Genomic DNA, 15,091 nt, shown 5'->3' on the forward strand with positions numbered 1-15,091 from the left:
CCGGCATCTACACTCCCGAATTGGGCCGACCCGCGGCCCGGGATACGTCCCCGGCCGTCACGGGTACCCGCCACGTCAATCTACGGGAGGAAATGCATGAACAACGTCTGGATCGTGGTTGCCGATGCCGCGCGCGCGCGCATCCTCAGTTGTGAAGGCCGGGCCTGCAGCAACATGCAGGATGTCGAGGCCCTCAGTCACAGCGAATCCCGGGCCCACAATCAGGACCTGGTCTCCGACCGGCCCGGACGCAGCTGGGGCAGCACGGGCGGGGACGGCCGCCATGCGATGCAGGATCCCACCGACCCCGGTGTTCAGGAACGCGACCGTTTCGCCCGTCAGCTCGCCGAGCGCCTGCGCGAGGCTCACCACGCGGGCAGTTTTCAGCATCTGGTGATCGTGGCCGCGCCCTCCTTCCTGGGCGCGCTGCGCGAACTCCTGGACCGCCAGGTGGCGCAGACCGTGACCGCGGAGGTCGCCAAGAACGTCACCAAGGTGGAAAAGCCCGCCGACCTGCGCAAGCACCTCCCGGACTTCCTGTACTGAACCGATCCACGCACCCCGCCGCCCCCGTACCGGGGGCGGCTCACCACACCAGCATCAGCAGCCCGGCGCTGGTACACACCACCAGCACGGGGATGATCGTCTCGCGGATCACCTGACCCTCGCGCGCCTCCAGCCCCGCCGCGCCGGCGGCCATGGCGATGTTCTGCAGCGAAATCATGTTGCCCACGCCGGCGCCGATCAGCTGCAGGGCAAGGATCGACGGGAGCGCCAGTGCCAGGGCCTCCGCGGTATCCACCTGCAGCCCGGTGAACAGCAGGTTGGAGACCGTGGCACTGCCGGTCATGAACGAGCCCAGGGCACCGACGAAGGCACTGAACAGCACGAAACCCCCGCCCAGCAGTTCCGCCAGCCCCTGTCCCAGAACCTGCGGCATGGACGGCAGCCCGGCACCGTTGTCCGCGGAGATCAGCAGCAGCTGGGTCAGGCTGATGATGAACACCAGAACGATCGCGGCGATACGTACCCGCTGCCAGGTCGCCACGGCCGCCCCGCCCAGGGTCGCGCGATCCACGCGGAACAGGAACATCGCGGTGATCAGGGCCAGCAGGAAATAGAAATACGGGGTGAACAGTGGCTGCAGGGTCTGATCCGGGCTGACGCCCGGGAGCCCGGCAAACCCGATCTCCACTGCCGCCAGCCATTCGCGCAGGGGCCCCACCGTACGCGACAGGATCAGGGCCACGGCCATCACGAAAAACGGAACCAGGCCACGCAGCACCCCGCGCGTATCCACCGGCTCGGCCGCCTCGCGACCCCCGCGCACCGGCAGCAGCCAGCCGCGGTGCGCCGCCCAGGCGATCAGGGCCATCGCACTCACCCCGCCGATGATCGCCGGCAGTTCCGGCCCCACCAGCCAGGCCACCAGGAAATACGGCAGCCCGAAGGCCAGACCCGAGAACACCGCGAACGGGATGAACTCGCGAAAACGGCCCTTCTCCTCGCCGAGGGTCGCGACCCAGGCGATGAACACCGTGATGAACACCCCCAGGGTCCCGTGGATCGCCGCCGTCTGGAACACCGCCTGGCCGATGGTGTCCTCGCTCAGCCCCAGCCCGGAAAAGCCGATCACCACCGGGGTCCCCGCGGCCCCGAACGGCACCGCGGTGGAATTGCCGATCAGCGCGATGGCCACCGCCTTCAGCGGAGGCAGGCCGAAATACACCAGCAGCGGCGCGGCCAGCACCGCCGGGGTCCCGAAACCGGCGATCCCCTCGACAAAGCCGACCAGGCCCCAGCCCAGCAGCATCGCCAGGACCCGGCGGTCGTCCGAGACCCGCGCGATCGCGCCCTGGATGGTGTCGAGGTGCCCCGTCCGGATCAGCACGTTCAGCATCAGCAGGGCCACGGTGATGATCAGCATCACCTCCAGGAACACGACCCCGGCATTGGCCAGACTGGTCGCCACCACCGTGCCCGGCAGCTGCCAGACGAACAGCCCGATCAGCAGCGTGGCCAGCCACGCCAGCGGCGCCGCCTCGTACGCCGGCCGGCGCAGGAACACCAGGAGCACGAACAGCAGTGCGAACGGAACCAGCGTTACCCAGAACAGCGTCATGTCCTCTCCCGCGGGCGGCCTGCATAAAGGCCCGAGGGTACACGGATCCGGCATGGCCGCGCACAACCCGACCGCCGATGATTATGAGCCGAATCACTGTCAAAGGCGTCGACATACCGTATCCTCGCGTGACGACATTCTCAGTCCCACATCCGTGGCCCGGAGCAGCGAATGGCACACATGGAATGGACCAGCGATCTCGACACCGGGATCGAGGTCATCGACAACCAGCACAAGCGCATCGTTGACTACATCAACGAGCTCCATCACGCGATCGAGAACAGCGATCGCGACGAGGTGGGCGATGTCATCAACCAGTTGATCGACTACACCCAGTCGCACTTCACCTTCGAGGAAGAAATGATGGAGGAAGCCGGCTACCCGTTCCTGCGCGCCCATCAGCGGGTGCACGGCCTGTTCATCCGGCGGGTGGAAACCTTCAAGGAACAGTTCGAGAACGGCGAGGACATCGCCCGCGAACTGCACACCGTACTCAAGACCTGGCTGGTCAATCACATCAAGCACGACGACGCCGATTACGCCGAGCTCGTGCGCCAGCACACCGGGGCCGACACGGCCCACAACCGGGGACTGTTCAGCAAGCTCTTCGGCCGCTGAACGCCCCGCCGCTCCCGTGTGGCGGAGGAGGGCCGCCACGCGGCGGGCACCGCATACCGATAACATCACCAGGAGATGGAGCCATGCCGTACGTTCACTGGTCGGACGATCTGGATACCGGGATCCCGGTCATCGACAACCAGCACAAGCGCATCGTCGAATACATCAACCGCCTGTGCGAAGCCGTCGAGGGCCGCGCCTCGCGCGAGGAGGTCCACGAAGTGCTCGACCAGGTGGTGGATTACACCCTGACCCACTTTGCCTTCGAGGAAGAGATGCTGGAGATCGTGGAATACCCCGACCTGGACCGGCACCGTCGCTCGCACGAGGCGTTCAGCCAGCGGATCCGCCAGTATCAGCAGGACTTCGCCGACGGCCACGACGTGGCCAGCGAACTGGGCGAAACCCTGCGCGACTGGCTGATGAACCATATCCGCAAGGACGACCATGAATACGGCCACATGGTCCGCGACTGGATGCGCTCCCACGCACCCAACGGCATCCTGCAGAACTGAGAGGCCGGCCGCCGGTCCGCGCACCCGGGTGCCGGACCGGCCCGCGTTGACGCACCCGCTGGCGGCGCCTAGTATCCCGGGACTCCGCCCTGCCCGGATTGCCCGCCCGATGACCTACTGTGTCGCCATCGATCTGGACGACGGTCTGGTGTTCGCCTCCGACTCGCGCACCAATGCCGGCGTCGATCAGGTCAGCACCTACTCCAAGATGCATACCTTCGAGGTCCAGGGACAGCGCCTGTTCGTGGTCCTCGCCGCCGGCAACCTCGCCACCACCCAGGCGGTGGTCAGTCGCCTGCAGCGCGAAATGGAGGAAGCCGGCCAGGAAGGCGCCGCCGAACCGAACCTCGCGACCGTCGCCCACATGTCGGAGGCGGCGGAATACCTCGGACGCATCAACCGCGAGGAACAGGAGAAGCATTCCGAGGCGCTGTCGAAGTCGGGGATGAAGGCCGATGCCACCCTGATCATCGGCGGCCAGATCGCCGGCGAGCCCCCGGCGATCTTTCTGGTCTATCCGCAGGGCAACTACATCACCACCTCGCAGCACACCCGCTTCCTGCAGATCGGCGAAAGCAAGTACGGCAAGCCGATCCTCGACCGCATCATCGAGGCGGACACCTCGCTGGGCGACGCGGCGCGCTGCGCTCTGGTCTCCATCGACTCCACGGTGCGCTCCAATCTGACCGTGGGGCCGCCGATCGAGGTGCTGGTGTACGAGCGCGACACCCAGGAGATGGATCACTACCTCTGCCTGGAGGCGGAGGACGAATACCTGCGCTCGCTGACGCATGCCTGGGACGAAAACGTGAAGAAGGCCTTCACCGATCTGCCCCGCTTCGACTGGGAACACCGCCACGGGCGCAAGGACCGCGGCACTCGCGTGAGTCGCCGGGCGAAGAAGAAGTCCTGACGCCCGGGCCGCGACACAGCCCGGGCCGGCTCAGGCCGCGTCCGGCGCGGGCGCGTGTTCCGGGAACAGGAACCAGGTCCGCTCGTTGGCGCGGTGCAGCTCGGCCACGTCGCGCTGCAGGACCTCCAGGAAGCCATGCAGCTCGCCTTCGGCGATCAGCGCGTCGATATCGGCGTTCAGGGCATGCCGCCGGGCCTGACTGACCAGCCGCAGCGGCATCTCGTTGCGCGGCAGGCGCTCCAGCGCCGACTGCACCTCGGTCAGGGCGTGCGCCACCGCCCGCGGGAAGGCCGTGTCCTGCAGCAGAAAGCGCACCACGTCCGGGCCGTTGATACGGCGCTTCACGTGCAGACGATACATCTGGAAGCCGCCCTCCGAACGCAGGATCGAGGTCCACAGCAGCCCTTCGTACGGCTCGGCCGGCTCGTCGTGGCGCTTGAGCAGCCGCAGCGCCCCGACGTCCACCTGGCGGGTGGTCATGTCCGCGCGCTCCAGATTGCGCCCCAGGCGGATGAAATCGTAGGCCGCATCGTGGCTCATGCTGCCGGCCAGCAGCCCGGTCAGCATCTGGCAACGCTGGATCACCTGCGACAGGAATTCGAAGCGCCCGCGCTTGGTGATCCCCTGATCGATGTGATCGCGGGCGAACAGGTACAGCTCGTTCATCACCTCCCAGGCCTCGGAGGGCACCAGATCACGCGTGGTCCGCACGTTCTCGCGCGCCGCGCGCAGCGACGAGAGCACCGAGCCGGGGTTGTCGGCATCCGCCAGCAGGAATTTCACGCAATTGCGCTCGTCCTCGCGCTGGTAATGCGACTCGAACTCGGCATCGTGACCGGTGACCGATACCAGGCCCTTCCACGACAGCTGCACCGCCTTCGGCATGTCCAGCGCCAGCAGGTTGAAGGCCATGACCATGCGCGCGGTGTTCTCGGCCCGTTCCACATAGCGCGCCATCCAGTACACCCGTTCTGCCACCCGCGAGAGCATCTCAGTCCTCCTCGTCCACAATCCAGGTATCCTTGCTGCCCCCGCCCTGCGAGGAGTTGACCACCAGCGACCCCTTGCGCATCGCCACGCGGGTCAGCCCCCCGGCGGTCACGTCGGTGCGCACGCCCTGCAGGATGAACGGCCGCAGATCCAGGTGGCGCGGCTCGATTTCCGCCCCGCACAGCGTGGGTGCGACCGACAGATCCAGCGTCGGCTGCGCGATGTAGTTGCGCGGATCCCGGCGGATCAGCTTCGCGAACTCGCTGCGCTGTTTCTTGCTCGCATGCGGCCCCACCAGCATGCCGTAGCCGCCCGATTCGTTGGCCGGCTTCACCACCAGCTCGTCCAGATGGTCCAGCACGTACTGGCGGTGCTCGTCGTCGGAACACAGCCAGGTCGGCACGTTCGGGATGATGGGATCCTGATCGAGGTAATAGCGGATCACCTCGGGGATGAAGGCATACATCACCTTGTCGTCGGCGACGCCGGCCCCGGGGGCATTGGCCAGCCCCACGTTGCCCTTGCGCCATGCGCGCATCAGCCCCGGCACCCCCAGCATGGAATCGGGATTGAATACTTCGGGGTCGAGGAAGGCATCGTCGATGCGGCGGTAGATCACGTCGACCCGCTCGGGGCCGTCGATGGTGCGCATGTACACGCAGTCGTCGTCGCCCACCATCAGGTCGGCCCCCTCCACCAGTTCGGCACCCATGCGCTGCGCGAGGAAGGAGTGCTCGAAATAGGCCGAGTTGTAGATGCCGGGTGTCAGCACCGCGATCTCGGGATAGTCCTGCGGCCGCGGCGAGATCGAGGCCAGCATGTCGAACAGCTGCGCGGGGTATTCGTCCACCGGCAGGATGGAGCTGTCCTGGAACAGTTCCGGGAACACCCGTTTGGTGACCTGCCGGTTCTCCAGCATGTAGGAGACCCCCGAGGGCACCCGCAGGTTGTCCTCCAGCACGTGGAACTGGCCGTCCCCGGCGCGCACCAGATCGCTGCCGCAGACATGCGCCCACACCCCGTGCGGGGGGTGGATCCCGACGCACTGCTCGCGGAAATTGCGTGACTGCTCCAGCACGTAACGCGGGATCACGCCGTCGCGAAAGATGCGCTGTTCGTTGTAGATGTCGTCAATCAGCAGGTTGAGCGCGGTCATCCGCTGCTCCAGCCCGGCCGCGACCTGCTCCCATTCGCGCCGCGGAATCACCCGCGGGATGATGTCGAACGGCCAGGCGCGATCGATGTTTTCGCCCTCGCTGTAGACCGTGAAGCTGATCCCCATCTCGAGGATCGCGTTGTCCGCCGCCTGCTTGCGCCCCTGCAGTTCGGCGTCGTCCAGCGTGGCGAGGTAATCGGCCACCGCGCGGGCCGCTGCACGCGGCTGTCCCGCCCCTTCCATCAGCTCGTCGAAAAACGGGGCGGGATCGTAGTGTTTCCAGTCAATGGGCATCCGGCGGGGCTCCTCTGCTCGGCGGCGTCGCAGCCCACAGCATACGTCCGCCCGCCACCGGGCGGGAACCCCGCGTGCAGGAGGCCAGCCCCCTGGCCGATTTGACGTCCGGGCAGTCCCCGGCGCCGGATCGGCCGGAGGGCCGGCCTCCTACACGCGGGTGTCGAAACGGTGGATCAGGGATTTCAGCTCGCCGGCCAGGCGTTCCATGTCGGCGCTGGCCTCGCGAGCGTGCTCCGCCACGGTCCCGGTCTCGCCGGCCACGTCGTGGATGGAGGTGACGTTGCGGTTGATCTCCTCGGCGACCGAGCTCTGCTCTTCCACCGCCGTGGCGATCTGGGTGTTCATCTCGGTGATGCGCCCCACCGCCTCGCGGATGCGCCCCAGGGACTCACCGGCCGACTGCGCCTGTTCCACGCCGTGGGCAGCCTGTTCCTGGCTCGAGCGCATCGCACTGACCGCCTCCCGCGAACCGTTCTGCAGGGTCTCGATCATCTGGCGAATGGTCACCGTGGACTCATCCGTGCGCTGCGACAGCCGGCGGACCTCGTCGGCCACGACCGCAAAGCCGCGCCCGTGTTCGCCGGCCCGCGCCGCCTCGATGGCCGCGTTCAGGGCCAGCAGGTTGGTCTGCTCGGCGATCTCGCGGATCACGCCGAGGATGTTGTCGATCTCCGCGGCATCGGTCTCCAGCCGGTTGAGCTTCTCCGCGGTGGTCTCTACCTCGCCCGCCATGCGATTGATCGCTTCCACGGTGGCGTTCACCACCTCCTCCCCGGAACGGGTCTCCTGCTCGGCGTGATGGGCGCTGTCCGCGGCCTGCGCCGAGTTCTGCGCCATCTCCTGGATGGTCGAGGTCATCTCGTTCATCGCCGTGGCGACCTGATCGATCTCGCCCTGCTGGCGGGTGACCCCGCTGGCGGTCTGCTCCACCGCACCCGCCATGGTCCGGGCGCCGTCGCTTACCGCCCCCGACTGCTCCTCGATGCGGTCGAGCACGGTGAACAGCCGCGCCTCGTGGAAGCGCTGGAACAGCTCCAGCGTCGCCGAACCGTCGCGCCGGCCGCAGTAGATGGTCTCCATCGCCGGGTTGTCGAAGATCCGCCGCAGCCCCCGCATGGTACGCTGCAACGGCTGCATCAGCCCGAGCGTGGACGCGCCCCCCAGGGCGAACACCAGGGCCAGACCCAGCCCCTGGGCCAGTGCTCCCCAGGGCGCCAGCAGCACTCCCAGCGCCAGCGCAAAGCCGAGACCCCAGACACCCAGCAGCCGGAACAGCAGGCTGTCCCAGAGATGACGGCGGAACTGGCGCCCGCGCTTCATCGCGGCATAGACCTTTTCCGCGCGCTCGACGTGCTCGCGCGACGGGACCCGGCGGACCGACTCGTAGCCCACTTTCTGCCCGTTCTCGTAGGCCGGGGTCACGAAGGCATCCACCCAGTAATGATCGCCGTTCTTCCGGCGATTCTTCACGATGCCCATCCAGGCGCGATCGGACTGCAGCGTGGCCCACATGTCGGCATAGGCCGCCTCGGGCATGTCGGGGTGGCGCACGATATTGTGCGCCGAGCCGTGGAGTTCTTCCCAGTCGAAACCACTGACGCGTACGAAGGCGTCATTGGCGTTGCGGATCCGGCCCTTCAGGTCGGTGGACGAGATCAGGTCCTCGCCCTCGTTGAGGGTGTATTCGGTCCCCGTGACGGGAAGGTTTTCGCGCATACTGCTCGGTCTCCGCGGGCGCGCCGGCCGGCGCGCCCTTTGCTCGTCGCGTGAGTGTCGTTTTACGGGGTAACGGCCGCCGCCCGGGCGGCTTGAGCTTCAGCGCCGTGCCGCCGCCAGCAGCCGGGCGAAGCCGTCGAAGGTCCGGGAATCCAGCGCCAGCGCCGGCGAGCGCCGGTCGGCGTAGATCATCCCGATGCAGCGCCCGTGCTCCCGCACCGGCGCCAGCAGGCAGTCTACCCCGCCGGTCAGCCCGGCCACTGGCCCGGGCAACGGGGTGTCAGGATAATCGCGCGACCACCAGACCGGATCGGTCTGCTCCAGTACCGCGCCCATGGCGCCCAGGTCATGGCGGCCGATGCCGAAATGGCTGAACTCCGGCTCGTGCAGCGTACCGACGAGATCGGCCGCATGCAGCCAGTCGCCATCATGCGCCAGCTCCGCGAACACGACCCTGTTCAGCCCCAGGCCGAACTGGCAGGCGCGCAACAGGCGCCGCAGGCGCACGCCCCGGTGTGGCTCGCGCTGCAGCGCGAGCTCGCCGCTGACCGCGATGTCGCCGCGCGGCGCCAGGCCCAGTGGCACCGGCGAGCAGCCCTCCCGCCAGACGCGCGCGATCGCCGCGGGATCCAGGGGGTCCATGGCATACAGCCAGGCGTCCCGGTTGAAGCCCTGCATCAGCCGGCCGAGCCGGTCCGCCGCCGCCTTGTCGGGCTCGCCCAGCAACTCGGCCAGCAGGCGCAGATCCCGGTCCTCGCGCAGGGTGTCCATGCCGTGGAAGATCTGGCCGGCCACCGCCGAAGCCACCATCACCTCCATGGCCCGCGGGTGAGCGGCATTCTCCGCGCGCAGGGTACCGCGCACCAGCTCCGGCAGGTGCATGTGTTCGGCCATCCCGCGCGACAGGTCGTCGGTGGCATAGCCCAGGGCCACGTAACTGGCCTCGTCGGGCAGCGCCCGCAGCTGCAGCATCGAGCGCAGCCCCGCCAGTTCCGGCGCGTCGGTCATTTCCAGCGCCAGCATGCCGAGGTCGTTCAACAGGGCCGCCAGCCCCAGCTCGCCCGGTTCACTGTCGTGGCGCACCCGTCCCAGTTCCTCCACGATCAGCGCCGCCAGGCGCGCCTGGGCCGCCCGCCGCCGGTACGGCTGCGGGTCCGGGAGGATGTCCTCCACCCTTGGTGCGCGTTCGATCTCCTCGTGCACCGCTCGCAGGCCCAGCATCGCGATCGCATCCGGTACCGAATGCACCTCCTGCTTCAGCCCAGGACGCGGGGCGTTGGCGCGCAGGATCAGCCGCAGCGCCAGCCCCGGATCGCGCTCGGCATACAGCCCCACCTCGCGCAGCGAGCGGTTGACCAGGGCGTCGGTGTCGGCGAAAACCGCCTCGCTGGAGCCCAGTACCGGCCAGTCCGTCTCCGCCAGGCTGCGTGCCCGCCCGGCATAGGGCGCCGTTTCATCCAGGGCCATTGCTGTACCTCGCCTGCGGTTCTCGATTAAGGTTGGCGGGCCGACTATAGCAACGCAGGACCTGCGCGCGTGAAGTTCATCCTCGGTTTTCTCGTCGTACTGGGCGCCGTCTTCGGGGGCTACGTGGCCCACGGCGGCGACATCTTCATCATCTGGCAGCCCTACGAATACATCATCATCGGCGGCGCCGCGCTGGGCGCGTTCCTGATCGCCAACCCGCCACACGTGGTGGTTACGGTCTTCAAGTCGATCCCCAAACTGATGCAGGGACGCAAATATGCGCAGGCCGATTACCTCGACCTGCTGGCGCTGATGTACAAGCTGTTCGTCAAGGCCCGCAAGGAGGGCCTGATGGCGGTCGAAGTCGACATCGATGATCCGGAAAACAGCGAGATCTTCCAGGCCCACCCGCGGGTGCTGAAGAATCACCATGCCGTCGAATTCATCACCGACTACCTCCGGCTGATCATCTCCGGCTCGATGAACCCCCATGAGCTGGATGCCCTGATGGACGTGGATCTGGAGACCCACCACGCAGAGGTGGAGCGCCCCAGCCATGCGGTCAACCGCGTCGCGGACGCCCTGCCCGGCTTCGGCATCGTCGCGGCGATCCTCGGCATCATCAACACCATGGGTGCCATCGGCGGCGACATCGAGACCATCGGCATGAACGTCGCCGCCGCTCTGGTCGGCAGTTTCCTCGGGATCCTGCTGGCCTACGGTTTCGTCGGCCCGACGGCCGCCGCACTGGAAGCCCGCTCGCACGAGGACACCAAGTACATGCAGTGCATCAAGGCCTGCATCCTCGCCAACGTGCAGGGGTACAGCCCGCAGGTCTCGGTAGAATTCGGCCGCAAGACCATGGAAAGCGACGTGCGCCCGGGCTTCACCGAACTCGAGGAACACGTGAAGGCGGCCTGAGGCCGGCCGGACACCGCTCATGGGCGTCGAGGACAAGACCCAGCCGATCATCGTCAAGAAGAAGGTGGTCCAGGGCGGCCACCACGGAGGTTCGTGGAAGGTCGCCTTCGCCGACTTCGCCCTGGCGATGATGGCCTTCTTCCTGCTGCTGTGGCTGCTGGCCGCGCTGGAGGCGGACGAACGCGCCGCGCTGTCGGAGTACTTCCAGAACCCCTCGGCCTTCGAGGGCGAGGCCATGGCCCCGTCGCAGGCCATCGGCGACGGCACCGGCGCCGACCCGTCGATCATCGATTTCGAGGGCCTCCCGGACCGTCACGACGCCCCGCCGGAGCCGGCCGAGCATGACGAGACCCTGCTGGAACGCGACCGCGAGCGCCTGGAATCCCTGCAGGAAGCGCTGGAAGAAGCCATCGACCGCAGTCAGGCCCTGGAGCCGTTCAAGGATCAGCTGCTGATGGACATCACCCCGGAAGGCCTGCGCATCCAGATCATCGACGCCGAGAACCGGCCGATGTTCGCCACCGCCAGCGCGCGGCCGCTGGAGCATGCCCGCGGCATCCTGCGCGAGCTCGCGGGGCTGATCAACGAGGTCCCCAACCGGATCTCGATCACCGGCCACACCGATGCCCGCCCGCTGCAGCGCGAGGACTACACCAACTGGGAACTGTCCACCGACCGCGCCAACGCCGCGCGGCGCGAGCTGATTGCCGGCGGCACCGAGCCGGAACAGATCGCCCGCGTGGTGGGCCTGTCCGACACCGTCCCGTTCGACGAGGACAACCCCGAGGCCGCGGTGAACCGGCGGATCACCCTGATCGTCCTCAACCAGGAGGCGGAGGAAGCCATGCGCGAGGGGATCGAAACCGAGGGCACGCCGCCGGCGGATGCGCTGGACGCCCCGGAGGACTGACCCCGCACGCGACCTTCAGCGCAGGAACAGCGAATAGGCCGGGTTGCCGGTCTCCTCGTGCCACGGGTAGCCGACTTCCTCGAGGAATTCCCGGAAGCGCTTGCGATCCTCCTTCGGGATCTGCATGCCGACCAGCACCCGACCATGCGCGGAGCCATGGTTGCGGTAATGGAACAGGGAGATGTTCCAGGTCTCCCCCATGTGGTTGAGGAAGTTCAGCAACGCCCCCGGACGCTCCGGGAATTCGAAGCGGTAGAGCCGCTCGTTGCGGACCTCGCCACCGTGGCCGCCCACCATGTGCCGCAGATGCAGCTTGGCGACCTCGTTCTCGGTCATGTCGAGGACCTCGTAGCCGCGCCCGCGCAGGTTCGCGAGGATCTCCGCGCGCTCGGCATCCCCGCCTTCCAGCTTGATCCCGGCGAAGACATGCGCGGTGCTGTCGTCGGCGTAGCGGTAGTTGAATTCGGTAATGCCCCGCTTGCCGACCGCTTCGCAGAACTCGCGGAAGCTGCCGGGGCGTTCGGGAATGGTCACCGCGAACAGCGCCTCGCGGTGTTCGCCGATCTCGGCGCGCTCGGCCACGTGGCGCAGGCGGTCAAAATTGATGTTGGCGCCACTGAGCACCGCCGCCAGATGCGCCCCGCGCAGCCCCTCGCGCTGGGCGTACTGCTTCATGCCCGCCACCGCCAGGGCCCCGGCCGGCTCGGCCACCACGCGGGTATCGTCGAAGATGTCCTTGATCGCCGCGCAGATGGAATCGGTATCCACCAGCAGCACCTCGTCCACCAGTTCGCGGGTCAGGCGGAAGGTCTCCTTGCCCACCTGACGCACCGCGGCGCCGTCGGCAAAGATCCCCACCTGCTTCAGGCTGACCCGCCGGTTCTGCTGCAGCGCCCTGTACATCGACGGGGCGTCGTCCGGCTCCACCCCGATCACCCGGATCTCCGGGCGCAGGCGCTTGATATAGGCCGCCATGCCCGAGACCAGTCCGCCACCGCCGATACACACGAACACCGCGTCCAGCGGTCCCGGGTGCTGACGCAGCAGCTCCATGGCCACCGTGCCCTGCCCGGCGATCACGTCCGGATCGTCGAACGGGTGGATGAAGGTATAGCCGTGCTCGGCCTCCAGCTCGCGGGCATGCGCTGCGGCCTCGTCGAAGGAATCGCCGAACAGCACCGCCTCGCCGCCGAAGCGGCGTACCGCGTCCACCTTGATCTGCGGCGTGGTGACCGGCATCACGATGACCGCACGGATACCGCGATGGGTCGCTCCCAGCGCCACGCCCTGGGCGTGGTTGCCCGCCGAGGCCGCGATCACGCCCTTCGAGCGCTGCTCCTCCGAAAGCTGCGCGATCTTGTTGTAGGCGCCGCGCAGCTTGAACGAGAACACCGGCTGCAGGTCCTCGCGTTTGAGGCGGATATCACAGCCCAGCCGGTTCGACAGCGTGGGCATGGCATCCAGCGGTGTCTCGCGCGCCACGTCGTACACGCTGGAGGTGAGGATCTTCTCCAGATAGGGATAGTCTTTCATGACTTCGCACGATAGCACGCGCGCCGCATACCTTGTGAGCTCCTCGCGCTGCGCGGCGCTTGTCCCGTCAACGTCGGGATGGTTATGCTCGGCAGGTTATATCAAGAACATGCGAGACGAAGCGATGACTCAGGACGAAATGAAGAAGGCGGTGGCCGAAGCGGCCCTGTCGAAGATCGAGGACGGCTGGGTGGTCGGTGTCGGCACCGGGTCGACCGCCAACTATTTCATCGATGCCCTCGCGGGCATGAAGAACCGCATCGACGGGGCCGTCGCCTCCAGCGAGGCGAGCGCGGAGCGCCTGCGCAAACATGGCATCGAGGTCCTGGACCTGAATTCGGCCGGCCCGCTGCCGATCTACGTCGACGGCGCCGACGAGGCCACTACCCACCTGCACCTGACCAAGGGCGGGGGCGGCGCGTTGACCCGCGAGAAGATCGTGGCCGCCGCCTCCGAGACCTTTGTCTGCGTGGTCGACGACACCAAGATCGCGAACTATCTGGGCAACTTCCCGCTGCCGGTGGAGGTCATCCCGATGGCCCGCAGCCACGTGGCCCGCGCGCTGTCGAACCTGGGCGGCAATCCGGAACTGCGCGAAGGTTTTGTCACCGACAACGGGAACGTCATCCTCGACGTCCACAACCTGCGCATCATGAACCCGGTGGAGCTGGAATCGGAGATCGATCACATCGCCGGGGTGGTGACCAACGGGCTGTTCGCGCGGCGGCCGGCCGACGTGATGCTGATCGGCAGCGAGAAGGGCGTGCGCGAACTCCACCATCACTGAGGCACGATGAACGAGACCGGCAAATGGCTGATCATCATCGGCGGCGCGATCGTCCTGATCGGGCTGCTGTGGCCCTGGCTGGGAAAGATCCCCTGGGGAAGACTCCCCGGGGACATCGTGATCGAACGCGGTGACAGCCGCTTCTACTTCCCGCTGACGACCATGATCATCGTCAGCATCGTGCTGTCACTGATCCTGAGCTTCTTTCGCCGCTGACCCCGCTCTCTCAGCCCATCACCTCATCGTAGAACGCCTGCATCCCGCCCTCGAGGAAGTAATAACGCTCGTCCTCGATGCCCAGCTCGCGCAGGCGGTACTGTAACCAGCGCACCTGCTGTCCGTGCTGGTCGAAGATCAGCAGGGTCTCGCCGTCCGCGGCGGCCGCACGCAGGGCGTCGTCCAGGGCCGCCGGCTCGTTCACCGGCATGACCCGTTCGCGTCCGCCGAACAGGGCGATGTCGTCCTCGTCCCCGGCACCACTGATGTCGAGCAGCAGGCTGTCGTCCTCCTGGGCCCGGCGTGCGAACGTCTCGCCATCCAGCAGCCGCGCCTCGAACGACGCGTCGGGAATCAGATCGCCGTCCCCGACCGCTTCGCCGAACAGGCGGGAAAAGCGCGGATAGCTCTGCGCCCAGTCATGCATGCCGGCGTCATACGCCAGTACGGCATCGAGCCCGGCATCGCTGGCCCGCGCCGCGGCACGGTACGCCCGATGGCTGTCGCGCCCGTTGCAGTAGAACACCAGCGGGCTGCCTTCCCGGGCTTCCAGGTCGCGGACACGCTCGTCGAAATCGGGGGCGTGCAGATTTACGTGATGGGCGTCGCGCATCCGCACCACGTCGTATTCCGCGCGCGGGCGCACGTCCACCAGGGTCGAGCCGCTGAACTGACCGCGCAGGTCGAACAGCTCGATGGCCTCCACCCCGAAGCGTTCGTAAAGATGACGCCCCGGAAACTCCGCCAGCTGGGCCGAGAGGGTAACAGGGGTGGCCAGAAGGCCGGCGGCAAGGGCGAACACACCCGAACGAACAGCGAAATGACGAAAGCTCATGCGATCTCCGTTGACGTCAGCAGGGGGCCGCGGGATACGACCTTCCCTGCGACGCCCCGTGAACTCCGTTTATTCCACTGCGCAGTGTACGGGAA

General features: G+C 67.3%; 15 protein-coding genes. 8 read left to right on the top strand and 7 right to left on the bottom strand.

Annotated elements, in window-relative coordinates; translation table 11 throughout:
* Positions 1–96 precede the first annotated feature (96 nt).
* Positions 97–546, top strand: coding sequence for a host attachment protein (locus C998_RS0106465; RefSeq protein ID WP_018870043.1), 450 nt, complete (start codon positions 97–99; stop codon positions 544–546).
* Positions 547–586: 40 nt separating this feature from the next.
* Here C998_RS0106465 and C998_RS0106470 read toward each other — a convergent pair whose 3' ends face one another.
* Positions 587–2,122: an L-lactate permease gene (locus tag C998_RS0106470; protein WP_018870044.1), complete on the bottom strand. Its 1,536-nt coding sequence runs from the start codon at positions 2,120–2,122 to the stop codon at positions 587–589.
* Positions 2,123–2,293: 171 nt separating this feature from the next.
* Here C998_RS0106470 and C998_RS0106475 point away from each other — a divergent pair, with 171 nt between their 5' ends.
* The 3 genes from C998_RS0106475 to C998_RS0106485 all read left to right on the top strand — a co-directional run bounded on the left by C998_RS0106475 (position 2,294) and on the right by C998_RS0106485 (position 4,168).
* Complete coding sequence (locus tag C998_RS0106475; protein WP_018870045.1) at positions 2,294–2,740, top strand: bacteriohemerythrin; 447 nt, start codon at positions 2,294–2,296, stop codon at positions 2,738–2,740.
* Between the two features lie 83 nt (positions 2,741–2,823).
* Positions 2,824–3,255 (top strand): bacteriohemerythrin, encoded by a 432-nt coding sequence (locus C998_RS0106480; protein ID WP_018870046.1) that lies wholly within the window; start codon positions 2,824–2,826, stop codon positions 3,253–3,255.
* 109 nt (positions 3,256–3,364) lie between these two features.
* Complete coding sequence (locus tag C998_RS0106485) at positions 3,365–4,168, top strand: proteasome-type protease (protein ID WP_018870047.1); 804 nt, start codon at positions 3,365–3,367, stop codon at positions 4,166–4,168.
* A gap of 30 nt (positions 4,169–4,198) precedes the next feature.
* On the opposite strand, the gene C998_RS0106490 is transcribed toward C998_RS0106485, so the two are convergent.
* The 4 genes from C998_RS0106490 to C998_RS0106505 all read right to left on the bottom strand — a co-directional run bounded on the left by C998_RS0106490 (position 4,199) and on the right by C998_RS0106505 (position 9,794).
* Positions 4,199–5,158: an alpha-E domain-containing protein gene (locus C998_RS0106490; RefSeq protein ID WP_018870048.1), complete on the bottom strand. Its 960-nt coding sequence runs from the start codon at positions 5,156–5,158 to the stop codon at positions 4,199–4,201.
* Between the two features lies 1 nt (position 5,159).
* Positions 5,160–6,608 (bottom strand): circularly permuted type 2 ATP-grasp protein, encoded by a 1,449-nt coding sequence (locus C998_RS0106495; protein ID WP_018870049.1) that lies wholly within the window; start codon positions 6,606–6,608, stop codon positions 5,160–5,162.
* A gap of 150 nt (positions 6,609–6,758) precedes the next feature.
* Positions 6,759–8,327 carry a PAS domain-containing methyl-accepting chemotaxis protein gene (locus tag C998_RS0106500; RefSeq protein WP_018870050.1) on the bottom strand — a complete coding sequence of 523 codons (1,569 nt, stop codon included), beginning with the start codon at positions 8,325–8,327 and terminating at the stop codon, positions 6,759–6,761.
* Between the two features lie 99 nt (positions 8,328–8,426).
* Positions 8,427–9,794 carry an HDOD domain-containing protein gene (locus tag C998_RS0106505; RefSeq protein ID WP_018870051.1) on the bottom strand — a complete coding sequence of 456 codons (1,368 nt, stop codon included), beginning with the start codon at positions 9,792–9,794 and terminating at the stop codon, positions 8,427–8,429.
* A gap of 69 nt (positions 9,795–9,863) precedes the next feature.
* Here C998_RS0106505 and motA point away from each other — a divergent pair, with 69 nt between their 5' ends.
* Positions 9,864–10,715 carry a flagellar motor stator protein MotA gene (gene motA / locus C998_RS0106510; protein ID WP_018870052.1) on the top strand — a complete coding sequence of 284 codons (852 nt, stop codon included), beginning with the start codon at positions 9,864–9,866 and terminating at the stop codon, positions 10,713–10,715.
* Between the two features lie 19 nt (positions 10,716–10,734).
* Positions 10,735–11,625 (top strand): flagellar motor protein MotB, encoded by an 891-nt coding sequence (gene motB / locus C998_RS0106515; RefSeq protein WP_018870053.1) that lies wholly within the window; start codon positions 10,735–10,737, stop codon positions 11,623–11,625.
* Positions 11,626–11,640: 15 nt separating this feature from the next.
* Here motB and ilvA read toward each other — a convergent pair whose 3' ends face one another.
* A complete protein-coding gene (gene ilvA / locus C998_RS0106520) occupies positions 11,641–13,158 on the bottom strand; it encodes a threonine ammonia-lyase, biosynthetic (protein ID WP_018870054.1) in 1,518 nt (505 codons plus the stop codon).
* Between the two features lie 124 nt (positions 13,159–13,282).
* On the opposite strand from ilvA, the gene rpiA reads away from it, so the two are divergent.
* A complete protein-coding gene (gene rpiA, locus C998_RS0106525; RefSeq protein ID WP_018946441.1) occupies positions 13,283–13,945 on the top strand; it encodes a ribose-5-phosphate isomerase RpiA in 663 nt (220 codons plus the stop codon).
* Between the two features lie 6 nt (positions 13,946–13,951).
* On the top strand, positions 13,952–14,161 hold the full coding sequence (locus tag C998_RS0106530) for a DUF2905 domain-containing protein (protein WP_018870056.1): 210 nt from the start codon (positions 13,952–13,954) through the stop codon (positions 14,159–14,161).
* A 10-nt stretch (positions 14,162–14,171) separates the two neighbouring features.
* On the opposite strand, the gene C998_RS0106535 is transcribed toward C998_RS0106530, so the two are convergent.
* Complete coding sequence (locus C998_RS0106535) at positions 14,172–14,996, bottom strand: rhodanese-like domain-containing protein (protein ID WP_018870057.1); 825 nt, start codon at positions 14,994–14,996, stop codon at positions 14,172–14,174.
* Positions 14,997–15,091 lie beyond the last annotated feature (95 nt).

The sequence above is a fragment of the Thioalkalivibrio sp. ALgr3 genome (assembly GCF_000377325.1).
Taxonomy (GTDB): domain Bacteria; phylum Pseudomonadota; class Gammaproteobacteria; order Ectothiorhodospirales; family Ectothiorhodospiraceae; genus Thioalkalivibrio.

Coding starts and splice junctions, on each gene's coding strand:
- C998_RS0106475 (WP_018870045.1), top strand. CDS start 2,294: ATGGCACACATGGAATGGACCAGCGATCTCGACACCGGGATCGAGGTC.
- ilvA (WP_018870054.1), bottom strand. CDS start 13,158: ATGAAAGACTATCCCTATCTGGAGAAGATCCTCACCTCCAGCGTGTAC.
- C998_RS0106485 (WP_018870047.1), top strand. CDS start 3,365: ATGACCTACTGTGTCGCCATCGATCTGGACGACGGTCTGGTGTTCGCC.
- C998_RS0106535 (WP_018870057.1), bottom strand. CDS start 14,996: ATGAGCTTTCGTCATTTCGCTGTTCGTTCGGGTGTGTTCGCCCTTGCC.
- C998_RS0106490 (WP_018870048.1), bottom strand. CDS start 5,158: ATGCTCTCGCGGGTGGCAGAACGGGTGTACTGGATGGCGCGCTATGTG.
- C998_RS0106500 (WP_018870050.1), bottom strand. CDS start 8,327: ATGCGCGAAAACCTTCCCGTCACGGGGACCGAATACACCCTCAACGAG.
- C998_RS0106530 (WP_018870056.1), top strand. CDS start 13,952: ATGAACGAGACCGGCAAATGGCTGATCATCATCGGCGGCGCGATCGTC.
- C998_RS0106495 (WP_018870049.1), bottom strand. CDS start 6,608: ATGCCCATTGACTGGAAACACTACGATCCCGCCCCGTTTTTCGACGAG.
- rpiA (WP_018946441.1), top strand. CDS start 13,283: ATGACTCAGGACGAAATGAAGAAGGCGGTGGCCGAAGCGGCCCTGTCG.
- C998_RS0106470 (WP_018870044.1), bottom strand. CDS start 2,122: ATGACGCTGTTCTGGGTAACGCTGGTTCCGTTCGCACTGCTGTTCGTG.
- C998_RS0106465 (WP_018870043.1), top strand. CDS start 97: ATGAACAACGTCTGGATCGTGGTTGCCGATGCCGCGCGCGCGCGCATC.
- motB (WP_018870053.1), top strand. CDS start 10,735: ATGGGCGTCGAGGACAAGACCCAGCCGATCATCGTCAAGAAGAAGGTG.
- C998_RS0106505 (WP_018870051.1), bottom strand. CDS start 9,794: ATGGCCCTGGATGAAACGGCGCCCTATGCCGGGCGGGCACGCAGCCTG.
- C998_RS0106480 (WP_018870046.1), top strand. CDS start 2,824: ATGCCGTACGTTCACTGGTCGGACGATCTGGATACCGGGATCCCGGTC.